This is a genomic window from Burkholderia sp. SJZ089, assembly GCF_007828315.1.
Taxonomy (GTDB): domain Bacteria; phylum Pseudomonadota; class Gammaproteobacteria; order Burkholderiales; family Burkholderiaceae; genus Burkholderia; species Burkholderia gladioli.
Window position 1 is genome coordinate 66,858 of record NZ_VIUM01000001.1, and the last position, 21,580, is coordinate 88,437.

The following is a 21,580-nucleotide window of genomic DNA, read 5'->3' on the forward strand; positions in this document are numbered from 1 at the left end:
AAGCTCAGCGGCGCAGGTCGGGTTCGGGCTCGTCGCGGACCTCGAGCACGTATCCCATCCCGCGGATGGTATGCAGCAGTTTGTCGGAGAACGGGCCGTCGAGCTTGGCCCGCAGACGCTTGATGGCGGTTTCCACCACGTTGGCGTTGCTGTCGAAATTGACGTCCCAGACCAGCTCGGTGATGGTGGTCTTCGACAGCACCTCGCCGCGCCGGCGCGCCAGCACGCCGAGCAGCTGGAATTCCTGGGCGGTCAGGTCCAGGCGGATGCCGTTGCGGGTGGCGCGGCGGCTGATCAGGTCGAACCGCAGGTCGCCGATCGAGATCAGCGTCGACTCCTGCACGCGCGCGCGGCGCGTCAGCGCGCGCAGCCGCTCGATCAGCTCGAGGAAGGAGAAGGGCTTGGTCAGGTAGTCGTCGGCGCCGCCGCGCAGGCCGCGCACGCGGTCGTCGACGCGGTCGCGCGCGGTCAGCATGATGACCGGCGTGTCCTTCTGCGCGCGCAGCGCGCGCAACACGCCGAAGCCGTCGATCTTCGGCAGCATCACGTCCAGCACGACCACGTCGTAGTCGTATTCGACGGCCTTCCAGGCGCCGTCCTCGCCGTCGGTGGCGGTGTCGACCACCCAGCCTTCCTCCGACAGCCCGCTCTTCAGGTAATCGACGACCTTCGGTTCGTCTTCGACGATCAATACTTTCATTCGGCTTTCCCGTTGGCTGGCCCGGCGGCGAGATCGGCCGCGCCCGCTCCGGCGCGGGCCGGCGTGTCGCCGCCGCCTTCCGGATCGGTCGCGGACCAGCCGCCGCCGAGCGCTTTTGCGAGATATACCACCAGCGCGGCACGTTGGCCACGAATCTGCACTTCCTGGCGTTCGCTGGTGAGCAGCTGCTGTTGCGCGCTGATCACGTCGATATAGGCGGTCAGGCCGCCCGCATAGCGGTCCTGCGCCAGCGAGACCAGCCGGCGCGCGTCCTCCAGCGCGGCGCGGGCGCGCCGCTCGGCCTCGTCCAGCGTGGACAGGCCCGTCACCGCGTTCTGCACTTCCTCGAAGGCGCCCAGCACGGTCTGCCGGTAGTTCGCCTGGGCGGCCTGGTAGCCGGCCTGGGCGAAGTCGACGCCGGCCTTGAGGCGGCCGCCCTCGAACAGCGGCTGCGAGACCGAGGCGCCCACCGACCACAGCAGCGACGGCACCGTCAACAGGCTGGCGAAGTTGGTGGCGTCCCAGCCGATGTCGGGCGACAGCACGATGCGCGGGAAATAGGCCGCGCGCGCCACGCCGATCCGGGCATTGGCGGCGGCCATCGCGCGCTCGGCCGAGGCCACGTCGGGGCGGCGCTGCAGCAGGTCGCTGGGCAGGCCGGTCGGCAGGGCCGGCGCGATCAAGGGCTGCACGCGCGGGGCGATCGAGAACGAGGGTGCCGGCGTGCCGACCAGGGTCGCGATCGCGTGCTCGTATTGCTGGCGCGTGTTGAGCAGCAACTGCGCCTGGGTGCGCGTGGCGTCCAGCAGCGAGCGCTGCTGCAGCAGGTTCAGGCCCGACACGGCGCCCAGCTCGTGCTGCGCGCTGACGAAGTCGAGCGCCTTCTGCTGCAGCGCCACCGAGCGGTTCAGCACGTCGATCTCGGCATCGGTCTCGCGCAGCGCCAGGTAGGCGGTGGCCAGGTCGGCCGTCAGCACCAGGCGGGCGTTGGCCAGGTCGTCGGCCGATTGCTCGGTGCTGGCGCGCGCGGCCTCGACGTTGCGGCGGATACGGCCGAACAGGTCCAGCTCGTAGCTGGCCGTCGCGCCGATCTGCGTGTCGTTCTGGACCGTCGACTGGTTGCGCTGCGCGTAGTTGGTGAGCGGGCGGTCGGCCGAGATCTTCTCGCGGCTCGCGCCGGCGTTCAGGCCGACGGAGGGCAACTGGGCCGACGCGGTCGAGGCCAGGGTGGCCCTGGCCTGGGCGTAATGGGCCGCGGCCGCGGCCAGCGTCTGGTTGGCCGCCAGCGCGCGCGTTTCCAGCTCGTCGAGCAGCGGGTCCTTGAAGGCCAGCCACCAGTCGGGCGTGAGCGAGGCATGCGAGGGGCGCGCGCGTTGCCAATAGGTGTCGCCCGCCGGCTGCTGCCAGGCGGCCGGCGTCTCGACCTCGGGGCGGTGATAGTCGGGGCCGACCGCGCAGCCGGCCAGCAGCGCGGCGGCCAGCGCCGGCAGCGCGAGGCCGATGGCTGCCGGCCGGCGCATCGCGGTGCCGGCGCGGGGCCCGGACGAGGCGCGCGGCGTCTTCACGATCCGGCCCCCGGCGCGGAAGCGCCCGATGCCGACGCTGCTGCCGCCGATGCGGGGGCCGGCGTTGCGGCCGAATCTACGGCTGGAGTTACAGCCGAATTCGCGGCCGGATTCGATGCCGGCTTGCCCACCGCCTTGCCGGCGACCTGGTCCGGCTCGGCCGCCTCGGCGATCACCACGTCGCCGGTGGCGAGCGAATCGCTCGGATTCAGCACGATGCGGTCGCCCGGCGACACGCCGGTGTCGATCTCGAGTGTCTTGCCGAGCGTGCGCGCGATCTGCACCGGATGCAGGGCGACCTTGCCGTCGGCGCCCACCACCGCCACGGTCGGCCCTTCGGCGCGGAACAGCAGCGTATTGGCGGGAATCGTCAGGGTGCCGACCGCGGCCATCGGCAGGGTGGCCTTCACATAGGCGCCCGGCAGCAGCCGGCCGTCGGCGTTCGGCAGCGTGATCTCGATCTGCAGCGTGCGGGTGGCCACGTCGATCGCCTGCGCGGTATGCGTGACGGTGCCGTCGAAGGCCTGGCCCGGCAGCTCCGATTGCGTGACCGCCACGTGCTGGCCGAGCCTGACCTGCTGCGCGTAGGTCTGCGGCACGCGCACGTAGAGCCGCAGCCGGTCCGCCTGGGTCACCACGAACAGCGCGCGCCCGGCGCCGCCGTTGCCGGCATTGACCAGGTCGCCGATATCGATGTTGCGCTGGGTGACCACGCCGTCCACCGGTGCGACGATCTTCTGGAAGCCCTTCAGCTCGGTGAGGCGGCGCACGTTCGCGTCGGCCGCCGAGAGGTTCGCCACCGCCTGGTTGTAGGCGCCCTGGCGATCGTCGAGCTCCTGCTGCGAGACCGCATCGCGCTGGCGCAACTGCCGGGCGCGATCGAAGGAGGTCTTGGCCAGGGCCAGCGAGGACTGCACCTGCTGGCGCTGCGCCACGGCCTGCGCGTATTCCTGGTCGACCTCGGGCGTGTCGAGCTCGGCCAGCACCTGGCCGGCCTTCACGTGCGCGCCGATATCGACGTCCCAGCGGCTCACGTAGCCGTTGGCGCGCGCGTAGATCGGCGCCTCCACGTAGCCGCGCAGGGTGCCCGGCAGGGCCAGGCGCGTATCGCCCTTCGAGGGGCTGGGCTCGACCACGCTCACGTACTGGCGCGCGTTCTGCTCGGCCAGCCTGTCGAGCCGGCCGCGGTTCAGGTAGTCGGCCACCAGGGTGCGCGCCGCGAGCGCGGCCAGCACCACGGCCACCACCACCAGGGCGAGCCGGGTGCGTCGGCGGACCTGCGCGCGGGCGGGCAGGTCGAGCCCGGATTCGTCGGCGTGGAGCCCGACGGCGCTGTGACGTTTGTCTTCCATGAGTTCAACCGGTCTCTACGAATCCAGGGATCAGGACGCTTCGGCGCGATGCGCGCGCCGCTTCGCCAGGCGATGATGAACGCCCGCGAACACGAGCGGCACGAAAAACAGCGTCGAGACGGTGGCGAACAGCAGGCCGCCGATCACCGCGCGGCCCAGCGGCGCGTTCTGCTCGGCGCCTTCGCCGAGCCCGAGCGCCATCGGGATCATGCCGATGATCATCGCCAGCGCCGTCATCATGACCGGGCGGATCCGCGTGGCGCCCGCTTCCAGCGCGGCCGACAGCGCCGGCACGCCGGCATCGAGCCGCTGCCGCGCGAAGGCCACCACCAGGATCGAGTTGGCGGTCGCCACGCCCACCGTCATGATCGCGCCGGTCAGCGCCGGCACGCTCAGGTGGGTGCCGGTGACGAACAGCATCCAGGCGATCCCGGCCAGCGCCGCGGGCATCGCGCTGATGATGATCAGCGGGTCGATCCAGGACTGGAAGTTCACCACGATCAGCAGGTAGACCAGCACGATCGCCATCGCCACCCCGGCGCCCAGGCCGAAGTAGGAGCTGCGCATGGTGTCGACCTGGCCTCGCAGCGTGATGCTGGTGCCGCGCGGCAGCGTCGCGCGCGCCTTGCCGACCAGCGTGTCGATGTCGGCGGCCACCGCGCCCAGGTCGCGCCCGTCGACGCTGACGTAGAGATCGGTGACCGGCCGGATGTTGTAGTGCGTGACCACCGCCGGATCGACGCTGCGGCGCAGGTCGGCCAGGTTGGCGAGCAGCTGGTAGGGTGTGCCGAGGTTGCCGTTGGCCGCCACCGGCGTGCTGAGCAGGTCGCCCACCGAGTGGATCTGGTATTGCGGCGTCTGGATCGTCAGCGGGTACTGCACGCCCGTTTGCGGATTGATCCAGAAGGTCGGGGTGGTCTGCGAGGTGCCGGCCAGCGAGATCAGCAGGTTCTGCGCCACGTTCTGCGCCGACAGGTTCAGTTGCTGCATGCGCGTGCGGTCCATGTAGGCGGTCAGCATCGGCTCGTCGATGCGCTGCAGGATGTGCGCGTCGACCGCGCCCGGCACGGTGCGGATCTGCTTGAGCAGGCGGCTGGCGATCGCCATGTTGGAGACCGCGTCGTTGCCCTGCAACTGCACGTCGATCGCCGCCGGCTGCCCGAAGTTGAGGATCTGCGTGACGATGTCCGACGGCTGGAAGAAGAACTCGATGCCGGGGAAGCGCTGCGGCAGGATCCGGCGCAGCGTCTCGATGTAGCGGTGCGCGCTCGGGTGGCCTTCCTTCAGCGCGATCATGATCTCGCCGTCGAGCGTGCCGATCGTGCCGGCGTTGCTGTAGGACAGGTTGATGCCGCTCGAGGGCAGGCCGAGGTTGTCGACGATGGTGTCGAGCTGGTCCGGCGGCACCACCTCGCGCACCACCTGCTCGACCTGGTCGGCCAGGCGCGCGGTCTCCTCGATGCGGATGCCGGTCTGGGCGCGCATGTGCAGGCGGATGTTGCCGGAATCGACGCTCGGGAAGAAGTCGCGGCCGAGCGCGAAGACCAGCCCGGTCGACAGCAGGCAGAAGCCGAGGAAGGCGATCGCGGCCACCCGGCGGCGCACGATCAGCATGCCCAGCAGCACGATGTAGCCGGCGCGCAGGCGCTCGAAGGCGCGGTCGAAGCCGTGGTGGATGCGCGCGAAGCGCGATGGGCGCCGCGCCCGGGCCGGGTCGGTGTCGCCCGGATGCGGCCCGGCGCGGCGGAACAGCAGCATCGCCAGGGTCGGCACCAGGGTGCGCGACAGCACGTAGGAGGCCAGCATCGCGAACACCACCGCCTCGGCCAGCGGCACGAACAGGTAGCGCGCCACGCCGGTCAGGAAGAACATCGGCACGAACACGATGCAGATGCACAGCGTGGACACCAGCGCCGGCACGGCGATCTCCCCGGCGCCGTCGAGGATCGCCTCGCGCAGCCCGGTGCCCAGGTGCAGGTGCCGCTCGATGTTCTCGATGGTCACGGTGGCGTCGTCCACCAGGATCCCGACCGCCAGCGCCAAACCGCCCAGGGTCATGATGTTGATGGTCTGGCCGAGCGCCGAGAGCACCAGGATCGAGGTGAAGATCGACAGCGGGATCGACACCGCGATGATCAGCGTGCTGCGCCAGTTGCCGAGGAACAGCAGGATCATCATCGCGGTGAGCAGCGCGGCGATCAGCGCCTCGTGGATCACGCCCTGCACGGCGGCCTTCACGAACACGGACTGGTCGAACAGCGGGGTGATCTTCAGGTCCGCCGGCAGGGTGGCCGCCACGCTCGGCAGCAACGCCTTGAGCGCGCCCACCACCTGCAGCGTGGAGGCGTCGCCGTTCTTCAGGATCGAGATCAGCACGCCGCGCTGGCCGTCCTTGCGCACCACGTTGGTCTGCGGCGTGAAGCCGTCGCGCACGTGGGCCACGTCGGACAGGTAGAGGGTCGCGCCGTTCTGGGTGCGGATCGGCAGCCGGTTCAGCTCGGCCACCGTGTCGGGTGAGGCATTGGTGCCGACCCGGTACTCGGTGGGCCCGATCTTGGCGGTGCCGGTCGGCAGGATCAGGTTCTGCACGCCCACCGCGTTGACCACGTCGGAGGGCGTCAGGCCCTTGGCCATCAGCGCCTGCATGTCGAGGTCCACCGAGATCACGCGGGTGCGGCCCCCATAGGGCGCGGGGATCTGCACGCCGCGCACCGTCACCAGTTGCGGGCGCAGGAAGTTCTGCGCGATGTCGGCCAGCGACTCCTCGCTCAGCGAGGAACTGGACAAGCCCAGCTGCAGCACCGGGATGCTCGAGGCCGAATAGCTGATCACCAGCGGCGGGGTGGCGCCGGGCGGCATTTGCCGCACGATCGACTGCGCCGAGGACACCGTCTGCGCGATCGCGGTCTGGGTGTTCGCGCCCGGCTGCAGGAACACCTTGACGATCGCGATGCCGGGCAGGGTCTGCGATTCGAGATGTTCGATATTGCTGACGGTGGTGGTCAGCGTGCGTTCATGGACCGAGGTGATGCGCTCGGCCATGTCGCGCGCCGAGAAGCCGCTGTAGCTCCAGATCACGCTGATCACCGGGATGTCGATCGACGGCAGCACGTCGGTCGGGGTCCGCATCAGCGCGAGCGGCGTCGCCAGCAGGATCATGATGGCCATCACGATGAACGTGTACGGGCGGCGCAGCGCGAGATTGACGATCCACATGGGGGAGGCGGGAGGGGCGGCTCGAGGGGCGGGGCGAGGATTGGGACTGGATGATAGTCAGGTGGCCGGGACGCTTTCCTGACACCAAAATGGCCGAATTGTCAGGAATGGACGGATATTCGTCACAGGAATGCGGATTTGGCCCGGGTTCGGTGCTCAGATCTGGTCGGTGCCGATCGCGCGCAGGCCCGCGAGGTCGGTCACGGCGATCTGGTTGTAGGCGAGTGCAAGCAGGCCCAGCCGCTCCAGCTCGCGCAGCGCCTGGTTGACCCGCTGGCGCGACACGCCTACCAGCATGCCCAGTTCCTCCTGCGAGATCGGCAGGGTCGGGCCGGTATCGGGATAGAGATCGGGGTTGAACAATTGCGCGAGCGCCTGCGCCACCCGCGCGTCGACCTCGAGCAGCCGCGCGTTCTGGATCGAGGCGATGAATTCGCCCATGCGATTGTTGAGCTGGCGGATCACGAAACCGGTGAAGGGCAGGCTGCTGTCGAGCAGGGCATGGAAGGTGTCGGCCGGCACGAACAGCACCAGCGAGCGGCGGATCGCGACCACGTCGTACTTGCGCAGTTCGCGCTTGATCACGCTGCCCTCGCCGAACCAGCCGCCCGAGGGCACGCCCGAGAGCGTGCAGCCGCGCCCCGAGGCATTGTGGATCGACAGCTTGACGAGCCCGTCGTGCACGCCGATCCAGTCGCTGGAGGGCGCGTTGCGGCGCGCCACCCAGTCGCCGGCCTCGCGCTGTTCGGCGCGCGCGTCGGCCAGCACGCGCGCCTGGTGCTCGGGCGCCAGCGCGCGGAACCAGCCGCAGCGCGCGAACAGCGTGGCCAGCAGTTCCGGCGTGATGCGCTCGGGCCACGCGGGGGCGGCCGGCGAAGCCGTCTCGGCGAGGGCCGGCAGGGTGACGGAAGCGGCGTCGGACATGGACAGGGTTAGCGAGCTTAGGGATAACGCGGGTTCGCGGCGGGCGAGTCTGTCGTTTCGATGACAGACGGCTCACAATGCGCCGAGTAGCCTAGCGCAATTACGATCGGATCGATATCGCCAATAACGAGCGGGCGCGCCCGCGGGAGACAGCACATGACGCAATTGTTCGAGACGGGACTGGAGCGGCGCGAGGCCAACTACGTGCCGCTCACGCCGATCGATTTCATCGCGCGCGCGGCGGAGGTGTATGGCGATCGGCTCGCGGTGGTGCACGGCGAGCAGCGCTACACCTGGCGCGAGGCCTATGCCCGCGCGCGGCGCCTGGCCGGCGCGCTGAAGGGGGCCGGCATCGCGCATGGCGACACGGTGGCGGCGATGCTGCCGAACATTCCGCCGATGCTCGACGCGCACTTCGGCGTGCCGATGGCGGGCGCCGTGCTCAACGCGATCAACACGCGGCTCGACGCCGCCTCGGTACTGTTCATGCTGCGTCATGGCGAGGCGAAGCTGCTGATCGTCGATACCGAATACGCCGAGGTGGCGCGGCGCGCGGCCGAGGAGCTGCCGGGGCTGCGCATCGTCTGCGTGGCGGATGCGATGCCGGCCGATCCCGCCAGCTTCGGCGGCGCCACCGACTACGAGGCCTTCATCGCCGGCGGCGACCCCGACACGCCCTGGGCGCCGCCCGCCGACGAATGGCAGGCGATCGCGCTGAACTACACCTCGGGCACCACCGGCGACCCGAAGGGCGTGGTCTATCACCATCGCGGCGCCTACCTGGCGGCGATCTCCAACCTGCTGGAATGGGACATGCCCAAGCATGCCGTCTACCTGTGGACGCTGCCGATGTTCCACTGCAACGGCTGGTGCTTCCCCTGGGCGATCGCGGCGCGCGCCGGCGTCAACGTCTGTCTGCGCAAGTTCGATCCGCGCACCGTGTTCGAGCTGATCCGCCGCGAGGGCGTCACCCACTACAGCGGCGCGCCGATCGTGCACGGCGCGCTGGCCAACGCGCCGGCCGAATGGCGCGCCGGCATCGAGCACCGGGTGCATGCCCAGGTGGCGGGCGCCGCGCCCGCGCCGGCCGTGATCGCCAAGATGAAGTCGATCGGTTTCGACCTGATGCATGTCTACGGGCTGACCGAGATCTACGGGCCGGCCAGCGTATGCGCCACCCAGCAGCACTGGGCCGAACTGCCCGAGGAGGAACTCGCGCAGCGCACCGCGCGCCAGGGCGTGCGCTACCACCTGCAGGCCGGCGCGACCGTGCTCGATCCCGACACCATGGCGAGCGTGCCGGCCGACGGCGAGACGCTCGGCGAGATCATGTTCCGCGGCAATATCTGCATGAAGGGTTACCTGAAGAACCCGCGCGCCACCGACGAGGCCTTCGCGGGCGGCTGGTTCCATACCGGCGATCTCGGCGTGCTGACGCCGGACGGCTACATCCGCATCAAGGATCGCCGCAAGGACATCATCATCTCGGGCGGCGAGAATATATCGAGCATCGAGGTGGAGGATGCGCTGTACCGGCATCCGGCCGTCGCGGTGGCCGCCGTGGTGGCGCTGCCCGATCCGAAGTGGGGCGAGGTGCCCTGCGCCTTCGTCGAGCTGCGCGAGGGCATGCAGGCGAGCGAGGCCGAGATCCTCGCGCATTGCCGGACCCTGCTGGCCGGCTACAAGATGCCCAAGGCGGTGCGCTTCGGCGAATTGCCGAAGACTTCCACCGGCAAGATCCAGAAGTTCCAGCTGCGCACGCTGGTGCGGTCGGACAGCGCGATCGACACGGCGCCGGACGGCAAGAACTAGCCGGCGGCGGGTCAGCCGCTTCCCGGCGGGGCGGGCCGGCCGGGCCCGCGCTCCGGGTTCAGCGCGTGACGAAAGGCATCGCCGCCGACGGCGCGCCGCGCGCATGCCGCCGCTGCCGCAGCAGCGCGACGCGGCAGTTCTCGCGCGCCACGTCGTGGCCCGCTTCGTCGAGCAGCACCAGGTCGCCGCGCATCAGGTTGAAGGTGATCACGTCGCCGCTCGGCGAGGCCAGCGTCTCGGGCGTGTGCACCGAACCGGCCGGCTCCAGCACCGTGCTGCCGGCGCGCGCCACCCAGTCGTATTCGCGGTAGCGCCATTCCCCTTCCAGCGTGTAGACGAACACCGTGCCTTCGTGGCGATGGCGCGGCAGCGTGGTGCCGACCGGCATGCGCAGCAGCACGCTCAGCTCGTCGCGGGCGACATCGATATGCAGGTACTTGATGGCGAGGCCGGGCAGCGCGTCGGCCATCGGCAGCCACGGCAGGTCGTCGTGCTGCAGGCAATGGATCGGCGGCAGCGCGAGGGGCGGGGCGGAGGCGGGGGAGCTCATGGGCGCGCGGGGTGGGTGGTCCTGGTGCGCGATTATGGCAGAGGCGCATGGCTTGAGCGCGGTGGCACGATTTGCTAGCATCGCCGGGGCGCTGGGCCGGCGGTTTGCCGGCCCGCCCGCGGAGCCGTCGCGCGATGGCTTCCCAACCGATCCGATGCCCTCGATTGATTCGCCATGCAGACGAATCAATCGAGGGCATCGGCGCAACCGGACCGACCACAACAATGACACGATTCACTCGCTACGGGATCGCGATGCCGCTCGCCTCGCTGATCCTCTCGACGTCATGCCTGGCCGTGCATGCCGCCGAATACCGCGCCAACTCCACCGTCCTGTCGAACGACATCGTCTACGACGTGCATGCCGACGGCAGCTATACCAAGGACGTCACCGAACTCGATCGCATCGACACCGAGCAGGGCGTGCGCGAGGGCGGCGAATCCTCGCTGGGCTACAGCACCTCGCTGCAGGCGCTCGAGATCGTCGAGGCCTACACGCTGACCCGGGACGGCCGCCGCATCGACGTGACGCCGGACCAGATCCGCGAGCAGCAGAGCCCGGCCAGCGCGCGCGCGCCGATGTTCGTCGACCAGCGGCTCAAGGTGGTGGTGTTCCCGGCGGTGGAGGTCGGTGCGAAGCTGATGCTGCATTACCGCCTCGCCCAGAAGACGCCGCTGTTCCCCGGGCAGTTCTCGGCGCTCGAGCAGTTCAGCGACGGCGTCCCGCGCGAATCGATGCAACTGACGGTGCGCGCCCCGGCGGCGATGCCGCTGCAGGCCGACGCGGTCGACCTGCCGGGCGGCCGCCAGCCCGCCGGCGAGGCCGGTGGTGAGGCGGGCATCCAGGTCTGGCGCTGGTCGCTGTCGAAGCAGCCGGCGCGCACGCCGGAGCTGTATTCCACCGCCAGCCTCGATCGCAGCCCGCGCGTGGCGATCACCAGCTTCGCCGACTATGCCGCGATCGGCGCCGCCTACCAGCAGCGCGCGATGCCGAAGGCGGCCGTCACGCCGAAGGTGCAGGCCCTGGCCGATTCGCTGACCGAAGGCGTGAGCGACCGGCGCCGCCAGGCCGAGATCCTCTACGACTGGGTCAGCACGCATATCCGCTACGTGGCGCTCTATCTCGGCCTGGGCGGCGTGGTGCCGCACGACGCCGATGCGATCCTGGCCGCCGCCTATGGCGATTGCAAGGACCACGTGACCCTGCTCGAGGCCTTGCTGGCCGCCAAGGGGATCGCCAGCCAGCCGGTGCTGGTCAATCTCGGCAACACCTACTGGGTGCCGAAGGTCGCGCTGCCGCTCGGCGTGTTCGACCACGCGATCACCTATCTCCCCGAGTTCGACCTGTATGTCGATTCGACCGCCATGCTGGCGCGCTTCGGCGTGCTGCCGTCCTCCGAGCTCGGCAAGCGCGGCCTGGTGGCCGGCACCGACAAGCAGGCGGGCAGCCTGCGCACCCTGCCGCTCGGCGATCCGGCCCACGACACGGTGCGCGTGACCCGGCGCGTCGCCATGGAGGCCGACGGCACGCTGCAGGGCAGCGGGCAGATCGACAACGAGGGCGTCTTCGACCTCAACGCGCGCAGCGTGTTCGCCTCGCTGCCGCCGGGCATGGAGGCCCAGGTCGCGGAGCGCATCCTCGCCCTCACGGGACAGGACGGCACCGGCACCTATCACTACGCCGACGTGCGCGATCTCGGCAAGCCCTTCGTCTATGGCTCGGCGTTCCGCCTGCCCGAGTACGCGCTGCTGCCTGGGCCGGGCGCGATCCCGGTGCCGGTGGGGCTGGGCAGTATCAACGGCATCGCCTCGACCTTCGACGCCGCCGGGCTGGAGACGCGGCAAACCTCGATCGCGATGGCCGCGCGGCATGTGGTCGAGACCACCATCGTCACCTTGGCGCCCGGCGTGCGGGTTCCGCGCCTGCCCGAGCCGGTGGCGATCGATTCGCCGCTGGGCAGCTACCGGGCCAGCTACCGTCACGACGGCAGCGACGGCGCGGTCGTGACGGTCACGCGGGACCTGCTGCTGAAGCCTTCGGGCCCGCTGATCACCCCGGCCGATTACCCGGCGTTCCGCAAGTTCGCGCTGGCGGTCAAGCGCGAGTTGCGCACCCAGTTGGTCTACTGAGCGGCTCGCGCCGCTTCGCTCCGTCCGACGCGGGTTCGGATGAGGGCGCCGGCCGTCGGCCGATCGGCGGTATACAGCAGGGCAGGCGCGTGGTGCCGCTTTCGCGGCCCGCGCGCGGCCCGGCCCGCCATCCAGACGATGACCCGCATCCCATCCCATTCCGTGCTGCCCGATTTCGCGCTGCCGGCCCGTGAGGGCCAGGCCGGCGCTCGCCCCGCTTCGGCCGAGCCGTCGGCGGCGTCCCCGGGCGCCGCCGACGCGCCAATCGCCGGGCTCAGGACGCTGGGCGTCGAGGGCAAACGCTCGCGCGGCGGCATCGATCCGCTGCGCCGGGAGGAGACGCGGGAGCGGCTCGGCCGGCTGCGCACCGAGCTGGCCCGCATCCGGCCGCTGCCCGACACGGCCGAGGCGGCACGCGAGGCGATCCTGATGGCGATGGCGCGCGCCGGCCTGACGAGCTGGAGCCTGCCCGGGCTGCGGGATGCGGCGACCCTGGCCTACCGCGACGGCTCCTGCCGCCTCGGGCTGATCTCGCACGCGATCATCCTCAATCCCTGGGGCGCGTTCCGGATCGTCGACCTGCGGGCCGGCGCGCAGGTCTATTTCGAACTGGCCGGCGCGGGGCCGCGCGATTTCGTGGCGCCGCGCGACCGGCAATCGATTGCCGGCGTGGCCGTGAAGCTCGGCCGCAAGGGCGCCTGAGCGCAGGTGGCAGCATCGCGTCGGGTTTGACCCGGGGGCGTATGCCGATCCGCGCGCCGTAATGGCGAATCGGCATGAGCGGTCCACGCCGATGCGCGGCCGGGTAGGTGACACATTCGGCCGATGTCGGCGATACTGCGCCGCTTCCCTTTCCGCCTTCGCCCGCCACCATGAGCCCGATCCTGCTCGATCGCGTCACGCCGGCCGATGCCGCCGACCTGATCGCCGCCAACCGCGCCAGCCAGGCCCATCACCTGCCCTGGGTCGCCTCCTTCACCGACCAGGCCGGCTTCGACGCCTGGTTCGCGCGCTGCGAGAGCGGGCCGCAGCTCGGCTTCGTCGCGCGCGAGCGCGCCTCGCGGCAGGTGGTCGGCGTGATCAACCTGAGCGAGATCGTGCGCGGCGCGTTCCACAACGCCTATCTCGGCTATTACGGGATGGCGGCCTTCGCCGGGCGCGGGCTGATGCGCGAGGCGTTGCGGCAGGTGCTGGGCCGCGCCTTCGGCGAAGCCGGCCTGCATCGCCTCGAAGCCAATATCCAGCCCGGCAATACGGCCTCGATCGCGCTGGTCAGGCGGCTCGGGTTTCGCCTCGAGGGTTATTCGCCGCGTTACCTGCGCATCGATGGCGAATGGCGCGACCACGAGCGCTGGGCGCTGCTGGCCGACGAATTCGGCGGCGCCTGAGCGCGTCGCCCGCCGACCCTCCCGGCCTGCCAGCCGCGCCGCCAAAGCGGGTAGACTGCGCGTTTCCCGTTTTTCGACCTCCTGGAGCCGCGTGTGAAACACGTCCTCATCATCGGCATCGGCGCCGGCAATCCCGACTACCTGACCCTGCAGGCCATCGACGCGCTGCGGCGCGCCGACGTGTTCTTCGTGATGGACAAGGGCGCGGTCAAGGAGAAGCTGATCGTCCTGCGGCGCGAGATCATCGAGCGCCACGCCGGCCAGCGGCCCTGGCGCATCGTCGAGTCGGCCAGCCCCGAGCGCGGCCCCGACGGCGACAGCTACGTGGGCGCGGTCGAGCAACTGAACCGCGACAAGCAGCAGGTGTTCGAGCGCCTGATCGGCGAGGAGCTGCGCGACGGCGAATGCGGCGCCTTCCTGGTTTGGGGCGATCCCGCGCTCTACGACAGCACCATGCGCATCGTCGCCGCGATCGCCGCCGGCGGCCGCCACGACTTCGAGCACGAGGTGATTCCCGGCATCAGCAGCGTGCAGGCGCTGGCCGCGCGGCACCGCATCGCGCTCAACGAGATCGGCCGCGCGGTCGAGATCGTCAACGGCCGCGGGCTCGGCGCGCGCCTGCCCGAGGCGGTCGACAGCGTGGTGGTGATGCTCGACGCGCACAATGCCTTCGAGCGCGTCGAGGACGATGTCGACATCTACTGGGGCGCCTACGTGGGCACGCCCGACGAGATCCTGGTGGCGGGGCGTCTCGCCGAGGTCAAGCAGGAGATCGTGCGCGTGCGGGCCGAGGCGCGCGCGCGCCACGGCTGGATCATGGATACCTATCTGCTGAAGAAGCGCGCGAGGCCGCAGGGCTGAAGCGGGGCGCGGCGCCCGCCTGTTGCGCGCCTCCCGCGCGGCGCCCCGCGATCAGAAGCGATGGCGGATGCCGCCGGCGACCAGCAACTGGCTTCGCCCGCTCGACGGATCGGCGCTGTTGATCACCGCCAGCGCGCCGGACGAGGCGCGTTGCAGCAGCGTCTCGGCATACACGTCGGTGCGCTTCGAGAACTGGTAGACGGCCTGCGCGGCGCCTTGCTGCCAGTGCGCGGCATTGCCGTGCGTGTAGGTGAGCATGCCCGCCAGCGCGAGCGCGTCCGTTGCCTGCCAGACCGCATTGACCTCGTAGTTCGAGAACGCCATCGAGGGCAGCGCAATGCCGCTGTCGGTGTTCGACACCCCCGTGTAGATCGCCCGCGACCAGGCGGCGCCCAGCGTCACCTGGCCGATCGCGTAGCTGGCGCCGGCTGCGACGATGTCCTGGCGCTGCGCGCCGAGCGGGGCCGGCGTGCCGTCCTCGCCCGGCAGGCTGGCCGGATCGTAGGCGCCGCCGGCGGCGAGGCCGCGCCCGTCGTGGTGCATCCAGGCCACGCCGGCGCTGAGGGCCTCGTGCGTGTAGTTCGCGGCGATCCCGTAGGCGCGGTTCCGTGCGAAGCGGCCGGCGCCGTTCGACAGCGCATAGAGGCCGCCGAAGCTGAAGCCGCCGTAGCTGGCGCTGGCGTATTTCACCGCGTTGGCGGCCAGGTAGGTGTTGTTGGCGTTGTCGTTGTCGAAGGGATGGGCGAAGGCGGTGCCGCCCGTGCCGCCGGTCAGCGTGAACGGCGCGGCGTAGTCGTGGATCAGGTCGTATTGATGGCCGAGCGTGAGCGTGCCGAGCCGTTCCGATTGCAGGCCGACGTAGCTCGGGTGATCGTTCAACTGGCTGCCGGCGGTGACGGTGAAGCCGCGCTCCAGCCGGAACAGCGCCTTGGCGCCGCCGCCGAGATCCTCGCTGCCCTGCAGGCCCCAGAAGCTGCCGTCGATCAGGCCGGAGGTGGCGAGGTACTGCGCGTGGCCGCCGACATTGCTGAGGTAGGCCAGGCCGCTGTCGAGCTCGCCGTAAAGGGACAGGCTCTGGGCCGAGGCGGCGCTGCCCAGGCCGGCGAGCAGGCAGGCGGCGAGGACGCGCGAGGCGGCGAGCGGCATGGCGATGCCGGAAATCGGGCGCACGTCGGGCGCCCGGTTTCGCGGGCGCGACGGCCGGCCTGGCCGGCGCGCGGTCGGGTTCGTTGTCATGGTGGCTCCACGGGGTTGCGCGCCCCGATCGGTCCGATCTTCACGACGAAGGGCGGTCTGGCTTACGTCGCGCGGGCGCGAGGCCGACGCGAACGGTCACAGTGGCGCGATCGCGCCGGATTCGCACCGGCTTCCACGATTCGTCGTTCGTTTATGGGGATTCGTCTGGTTTTGTGTTGCTGCTCTGTATTGCTGTTCGGGTCGATTCAGCGCGGCTGGCCGCGGCGAAGCGGGGACAGCATAACGGAGGCCGGCGGGGAAACCAAGGGGCGGCCGCGGGCGCTTCGGGGCGTACCACGGCGCGGCGTGCCGGGGCCTGGTGCCGGGCTCGGGTTGTCCGTGAAAGCCGCGCTCAGCCGAACCAGCGATGGCTGCGCGCCCAGCGCTCGAACAGCCCCGGCCAGGAGGCCGGCTCGCTGTCGGGCGTGCCGAGCGCCCAGCCGTGGCCGCCCGTCTGGTAGACGTGCAGGGCCGCCGGCACGCGCGCGTTGCGCAGGGCGGTGTGAGCCAGCAGCACGTTGTCGACCGGCACCACCGGATCGTCGACGGCTTGCGCGAGGAAGGTCCTGGGCGCGTTGGCGTCGATCCTCAGCACCGGCGAGAGCGATTCGGCGGTGCCCGGCAGCGGCGTGTCGCCGAGCAGGTGGCGATGCGAGCGCGTGCGGTCGAACGGCGGCAGCAGCGTCAGCACCGGATAGAGCAGGGCGGCGAGGTTCGGGCGTGCCGACAGGCGGTCGATACCGTCCGCCTCCGGATAACGGCGCGCGTTCGGGTCGAAGGCGGTCATCCCGGCCAGATGGCCGCCCGCCGAAAACCCCAGGATCGCGATCCGGTTCGGATCGAAGCCGTCACGCTGCGCGCGCGAGCGGATCACGCGCATCGCGCGCTGGCCGTCCTGCAGCGGCGCGGTGCGCACCCAGCCCTGCTCGGGCAGGCGGTACACCAGCTCGAAGGCGATCACGCCGCGCGAGGCGAGCCAGCGGCACACGGGGCCGCTTTCCTGGGCCAGCTCGACGCGTTCGTAGCCGCCGCCGGCGATCACCAGCGCGGCGGCGCCGTTCGGCGTGGCCGGGCGGTAGACATGCAGGCGCGGCGCGACCACGCCCGTCACGGCGCCGTGACGGACCACCTGCTCGCCGTCGAACACCGCGCCGGGCAGCGCGTCGGGCGGGTTGCCGGGCCACAGCCGGATCGCCTCGTCGGGCAAGAGGCGCGGGGCGCCGGCCGGCGGCGCGGCCGGGGCAGGCGGCTCCTGGGCCCGCGCGCCAGGCAGCATGGCCGTGAGCCAGCCGCCGACGGCGGCGCCGAGCAGGTTGCGACGGGAGTCATCCATGACGCGGGCGAGATTCGTTCTGGTTTGGCAGGTACCACGCATTTAACCGCATCGCGGCGCACGCGATGTGACGGAATGTATAAATCTCGTGTCAGTTCGTGCGCCCGGGCGCATTTCGGCGCCGTGCTCCCTCGGCGGCGAGCGTCCCGCCAGGCTGGCCCATGCGCGGCGCGTTCCCGTGTCATCATGGCGGGCGCGCCACGCCGTTCGGGGCGGCTGATCCGGTATCCAGATCCGACCCCCGTCGAACGGCACGCGCTCCCAAGGACCTGCCCCAAGCCATTCCGTGTCATCCGCCGTCGCCTCTCCACCGCCTTACGCGTTCTACTACCTCGACAACTTCGAGCGTGCGCTCGGCTGGCTCGCCGAACGCTACGACGACCTGTTCGACATCGCCGAGCGCGCCTTCCTGCGCGATTTCGCGGCCTTGCCGCGTCCCTCTCGCGCGCTGCTGGTACGCATGCTGATGCGCAGCGGGCCGTATTTCCGCCAGAGCAAGCTGAATTACCAGGAGATCGGCGCGACCGCGGCGGCGGCCGAGCCGCTGGTGACGCTGGGCTGGCTCGACGCGGCGCCGCCGCTGACGCTCGACGGCGTATTCGCGCTGGCCACGCGGCCCGAGCTGGCGCAGCGCTTCGCGGCGCCCAGGGGCGCGCGCAAGGGCGACTGGCTGGAGTCGCTGCGCGAGCAACACCAGGCCGAGCAGCCCTTCGAGGCCTGGCTGCCGGCCACCGGCGATCGCGTGTTCGAGGTCCGGATCGACGCATTGTGCGACCGGCTGCGGCTGATGTTCTTCGGCAACCTGCACCAGGACTGGTCCGAATTCGTGCTGGCCGACCTGGGCGTGTTCCAGTACGAGACGGTGGCCTTCGAGCCGTCCTCGCGCGCCTTCCAGCAGCGCGCCGACGTCGATGTCTACCTGGCCTTGTTCCTGTGCCGCGAGGCGCTCGGCGCCTGGCCCGAGGACCGGCCCCACGACGAGCTGACCCGCCACGTGAACGCGATCGACTGCGCGCAGGCCTGGCTGGCGACGCGGCGCGCGAAGCTGCTGCACCAGATCGGCAATGCCTGCGAGCGGCGCGAGGACTGGGCCGGCGCGCTTGACGCCTATGGCGCCAGCGCCTGGCCCGGCAGCCGGCACCGGCGGGTGCGCGTGCTGGAGCGCTGCGGGCGCGACGCCGAGGCGCTGGCGCTGGCCGAGGCCGCCGCCGCCGGGCCCGAGAACGAGGAGGAGCGCCAGCGCATCGCGCGCATGCTGCCGCGGCTGCTGCGCCGCGCCGGGCGGCCCGTCGTGCGTCTCGCCGCGCTGGCGCCGGCCGCGCGCGAGACCCTGGTGCTGGCGATCCCGCAGGTCCCGCATTCGGTCGAGACGGCGGTCGGCGCGCACCTGAGCGGCGCCGGCGCGGTGGTCCATTACGTCGAGAACACGCTGATCAACTCGCTGTTCGGGCTGCTGTGCTGGGACGCCGTGTTCGCGGCCGTGCCCGGCGCCTTCTTCCACCCGTTCCAGCGCGGCCCGGCCGACCTGCACGCGCCCGATTTCCGCGCGCGCCGCGCGGCCGGTTTCGAGGCCTGCCTGGCCGAACTCGAGAGCGGCGCCTATCGCGACACGATCCTGCGCCGCTATCGCGAGAAAGCCGGGCTGCAGTCGCCCTTCGTGTTCTGGGGCGCGCTCGACGACGGCCTGCTGGCGCTGGCGCTCGACTGCATCGACGCGCGCCATCTGCGCCGCTGCTTCGAACGCCTGCTCGACGACCCGCGCGGCAACCGCTCGGGGCTGCCGGACCTGATCCGCTTCTGGCCGGCCGAGCGCTGCTACGAGCTGATCGAGGTGAAGGGCCCCGGCGACCGCCTCCAGGACAACCAGATCCGCTGGCTCGACTACTGCGTGGCGCACGGCGTGCCGGTGCGCGTGATCGATGTCGAGTGGGCGGATGCCGATGTGGATGCCGAAACGGAGCCGGGCGCATGAGCTACACCGTCGCGGTACGCGCGATGTGCGAGTTCACCGCCAAGAGCGGCGATCTCGACCTGCGCTTCACGCCGGCGCCCTCGTCGCAGGAGGGCATCATCGGCCACGGCATCGTCACCTCGCGCCGCGACGACGGTTACGAGCGTGAGATCGCGCTGGCCGGCGAGCATGGCGAGGTGGCGGTGCGCGGGCGTGCCGACGGCTACGATCCGGTGCTGAACCGCCTCGAGGAGATCAAGACCTATCGCGGCGACCTGAACCGCATGCCGGCCAACCATCGCGCGCTGCACTGGGCGCAGGCGCGCGTCTACGGGCATCTGCTCTGCAAGATGCGCGACCTCGCGAACCTGACCGTGGCGCTGGTCTATTTCGATGTCGATTCGCATCGCGAGTCGGTCTTGACCGAGACGCACAGTGCCGACTCGCTGCGCGACTGGTTCGAGTCGCAGTGCGAGCGCTTCGCCGCGTTCGCGGCCAGCGAGGCCGCGCATCGCGAGGCGCGCGACGCGGCGCTGCGCGTGCTGCCGTTCCCGCATGGCAGCTTCCGCAGCGGCCAGCGCGCGCTGGCGGCCGACGTCTATCGCGCCGCGCGCGACGGCCGCGCCTTGCTGGCCCAGGCGCCGACCGGCATCGGCAAGACCGTCGGCACGCTGTTCCCGATGCTGCGCGCCTGCGGCGATGGTTATCTCGACCGCGTGCTGTTCCTGACCGCCAAGACGCCGGGGCGCGCGTTGGCGCTCGATGCGCTGGCCTTGCTGCGCGCCGCGCACGAGGGCGCGGCGGCGGGCTCTCCTGTCGGTGGCGCATCCGCGTCGGCGGCTGAGTCACCGCCTGGGGGCGCGTCATCCGAAGCCGCGGGTGGTTTGCCGTCTGATGCGTCGTCGCTCGGAGCCGCCGCCGATTCGTCATCCGGAACGTCGTCGCCCGAAGCCCCAGCCGACTCATCGTCCGAGGCAGCGCAGCCCGAATCCTCGCCCAATGCGCAGGCCGAGGCGGCGCCTTCCCCCGCCGTGCCCGGTGCAGCGCCGCTGCCGCTGCGTACGCTCGAACTGGTGGCGCGCGAGAAGTCCTGCGAGTATCCGGACCGCGCCTGCCACGGCGAATCCTGTCCGCTCGCGCGCGGCTTCTACGACCGGCTGGGCGGCGCGCGCGCCCAGGCGCTGGCGCTACGCACGCTGGACCGCGCGACGGTGCGCGAGGTGGCGCTGGCGCACCAGGTCTGCCCGTATTACCTGGCGCAGGAACTGGCGCGCTGGAGCGACGTGATCGTCGGCGACTACAACTACTACTACGACGGCAGCGCGCTGCTGCACTCGCTGGCGGTGCAGAACCAGTGGCGGATCGGCGTGCTGGTGGACGAGGCGCACAACCTGCTCGATCGCGCGCGCGGCATGTACAGCGCGACGCTCGACCAGTTCGTGCTGGCCGACGCCAAGCGTCACGCGCCGCCCACCCTGGCCGCGCCGCTGGAGAAGCTGAACCGCGAGTGGAACGCGCTCAACCGCGAGCAGGAAGCCGCCTACCTGGTGATGGATACGGTGCCTTCGGCGCTGCTGCTGGCCGCGCAGCGCTTCATCGGGCGCGTCAGCGAGGTGATGGCCGACGCGCCGCTGTCGATCGAGCCGAACGTGCTGCAGTTCGCCTTCGACGCGATGCACTTCGTCAACCTGGCCGAGCAGTTCGACACGCATTCGATCTTCGACGTCACGCGCGTCGAGGGCGAGGCGGCGCGCCAGCGCGGCTCGCGCGGCGGGCGCGCGAAATCGGTGCTGTGCGTGCGCAACGTGATCCCGGCCGATTTCCTCGCGCCGCGCCATGCGCTGGCGCGCGCCACCGTGCTGTTCTCGGGCACGCTGACGCCGTTCCATTTCTACCTCGACACGCTCGGCCTGCCCGAGGCGACCCCGGCGCTCGACGTCGAAGGGCCGTTCCGCGCCGCGCAGCTCAAGGTGACCGTGGCCGGGCACGTGTCGACGCGCTGGCGCGACCGCGAGCGCTCGCTGGCGCCGATCGTCGAGCTGATCGCCAGGCAATACGCCGAGCGGCCCGGCAACTACCTCGGCTTCCTGAGCAGCTTCGACTACCTGCGCCGCATCGTCGAACTGATCCGCGAGACGCATCCCGAGCTACCGGTCTGGATGCAGGAGCGCGGCATGGACGAGGCCGCGCGCGACGCCTTCCTGGCGCGTTTCCGGGAAGGCGGCCAGGGCATCGGCTTCGCGGTGCTGGGCGGCGCGTTCGCCGAGGGCATCGATTTGGTGGGCGACAAGCTGATCGGCGCCTTCATCGCCACGCTGGGGCTGCCGCAGGTCAACGAGGTCAACGAGCAGATGCGGCGCGCGCTGGAGGCGCGCTTCGGCAGCGGCTACGACTACATGTACCTGTTCCCGGGCATGCAGAAGGTGGTGCAGGCGGCCGGCCGCGTGATCCGCACCGAGCACGACGAGGGCGTGGTGCACTTGATCGACGATCGCTACCGGCGCCGCGAGGTGCAGCGGCTGCTGCCGCGCTGGTGGCGCGTGGAGTGACGATCGTTCGAGGC

Annotated in this window: 15 protein-coding genes and 1 riboswitch; of the genes, 7 read left to right on the top strand and 8 right to left on the bottom strand. The window is 71.0% G+C overall.

The window, feature by feature from the left end; all coding sequences use genetic code 11:
- Nucleotides 1-4 precede the first annotated feature (4 nt).
- The 5 genes from FB600_RS00265 to FB600_RS00285 all read right to left on the bottom strand — a co-directional run bounded on the left by FB600_RS00265 (nt 5) and on the right by FB600_RS00285 (nt 7,757).
- Nucleotides 5-700 (bottom strand): heavy metal response regulator transcription factor, encoded by a 696-nt coding sequence (locus FB600_RS00265; protein WP_145756019.1) that lies wholly within the window; start codon nt 698-700, stop codon nt 5-7.
- On the bottom strand, nt 697-2,220 hold the full coding sequence (locus FB600_RS00270; RefSeq protein ID WP_145756226.1) for an efflux transporter outer membrane subunit: 1,524 nt from the start codon (nt 2,218-2,220) through the stop codon (nt 697-699). The genes FB600_RS00265 and FB600_RS00270 overlap by 4 nt, the downstream gene beginning before the upstream one ends.
- Before the next feature lie 41 nt (nt 2,221-2,261).
- Complete coding sequence (locus FB600_RS00275; protein ID WP_145756020.1) at nt 2,262-3,617, bottom strand: efflux RND transporter periplasmic adaptor subunit; 1,356 nt, start codon at nt 3,615-3,617, stop codon at nt 2,262-2,264.
- A 30-nt stretch (nt 3,618-3,647) separates the two neighbouring features.
- Nucleotides 3,648-6,833, bottom strand: a complete 3,186-nt coding sequence (locus tag FB600_RS00280; protein WP_145756021.1) for an efflux RND transporter permease subunit — start codon at nt 6,831-6,833, stop codon at nt 3,648-3,650.
- 156 nt (nt 6,834-6,989) lie between these two features.
- Nucleotides 6,990-7,757: a Crp/Fnr family transcriptional regulator gene (locus FB600_RS00285; RefSeq protein WP_036038589.1), complete on the bottom strand. Its 768-nt coding sequence runs from the start codon at nt 7,755-7,757 to the stop codon at nt 6,990-6,992.
- A 156-nt stretch (nt 7,758-7,913) separates the two neighbouring features.
- Here FB600_RS00285 and FB600_RS00290 point away from each other — a divergent pair, with 156 nt between their 5' ends.
- Nucleotides 7,914-9,569, top strand: a complete 1,656-nt coding sequence (locus tag FB600_RS00290) for an acyl-CoA synthetase (protein ID WP_096751095.1) — start codon at nt 7,914-7,916, stop codon at nt 9,567-9,569.
- Between the two features lie 58 nt (nt 9,570-9,627).
- Here the strand turns inward: FB600_RS00290 and FB600_RS00295 are convergent, their stop codons facing one another.
- Complete coding sequence (locus FB600_RS00295) at nt 9,628-10,119, bottom strand: 2,4'-dihydroxyacetophenone dioxygenase family protein (RefSeq protein WP_096751096.1); 492 nt, start codon at nt 10,117-10,119, stop codon at nt 9,628-9,630.
- Between the two features lie 224 nt (nt 10,120-10,343).
- On the opposite strand from FB600_RS00295, the gene FB600_RS00300 reads away from it, so the two are divergent.
- The 4 genes from FB600_RS00300 (at nt 10,344) to cobF (ending at nt 14,497) form a co-directional block, all read left to right on the top strand.
- The gene (locus FB600_RS00300) at nt 10,344-12,248 is read left to right on the top strand and encodes a DUF3857 domain-containing protein (RefSeq protein WP_254227745.1); all 1,905 of its coding nucleotides are present in this window, start codon (nt 10,344-10,346) and stop codon (nt 12,246-12,248) included.
- Nucleotides 12,249-12,386: 138 nt separating this feature from the next.
- Nucleotides 12,387-12,950, top strand: a complete 564-nt coding sequence (locus FB600_RS00305) for a hypothetical protein (protein WP_124076762.1) — start codon at nt 12,387-12,389, stop codon at nt 12,948-12,950.
- Between the two features lie 170 nt (nt 12,951-13,120).
- Entirely contained in the window at nt 13,121-13,636 is a 516-nt protein-coding gene (locus FB600_RS00310; protein WP_013690246.1) for a GNAT family N-acetyltransferase, read from the top strand.
- A 93-nt stretch (nt 13,637-13,729) separates the two neighbouring features.
- Nucleotides 13,730-14,497, top strand: a complete 768-nt coding sequence (gene cobF, locus FB600_RS00315) for a precorrin-6A synthase (deacetylating) (protein WP_013690247.1) — start codon at nt 13,730-13,732, stop codon at nt 14,495-14,497.
- A 51-nt stretch (nt 14,498-14,548) separates the two neighbouring features.
- On the opposite strand, the gene FB600_RS00320 is transcribed toward cobF, so the two are convergent.
- Nucleotides 14,549-15,643 carry a porin gene (locus tag FB600_RS00320; protein ID WP_145756228.1) on the bottom strand — a complete coding sequence of 365 codons (1,095 nt, stop codon included), beginning with the start codon at nt 15,641-15,643 and terminating at the stop codon, nt 14,549-14,551.
- A gap of 122 nt (nt 15,644-15,765) precedes the next feature.
- A riboswitch (cobalamin riboswitch) is annotated at nt 15,766-15,914 on the bottom strand.
- Between the two features lie 171 nt (nt 15,915-16,085).
- Nucleotides 16,086-17,066 (bottom strand): alpha/beta hydrolase, encoded by a 981-nt coding sequence (locus FB600_RS00325; RefSeq protein WP_145756022.1) that lies wholly within the window; start codon nt 17,064-17,066, stop codon nt 16,086-16,088.
- Nucleotides 17,067-17,352: 286 nt separating this feature from the next.
- On the opposite strand from FB600_RS00325, the gene FB600_RS00330 reads away from it, so the two are divergent.
- Together FB600_RS00330 and FB600_RS00335 are read left to right on the top strand one after the other, a co-directional pair.
- Nucleotides 17,353-19,038 carry a VRR-NUC domain-containing protein gene (locus tag FB600_RS00330; protein ID WP_145756023.1) on the top strand — a complete coding sequence of 562 codons (1,686 nt, stop codon included), beginning with the start codon at nt 17,353-17,355 and terminating at the stop codon, nt 19,036-19,038.
- Nucleotides 19,035-21,566 (top strand): ATP-dependent DNA helicase, encoded by a 2,532-nt coding sequence (locus tag FB600_RS00335; RefSeq protein ID WP_145756024.1) that lies wholly within the window; start codon nt 19,035-19,037, stop codon nt 21,564-21,566. Before FB600_RS00330 ends, FB600_RS00335 begins: the two co-directional genes overlap by 4 nt.
- Nucleotides 21,567-21,580 lie beyond the last annotated feature (14 nt).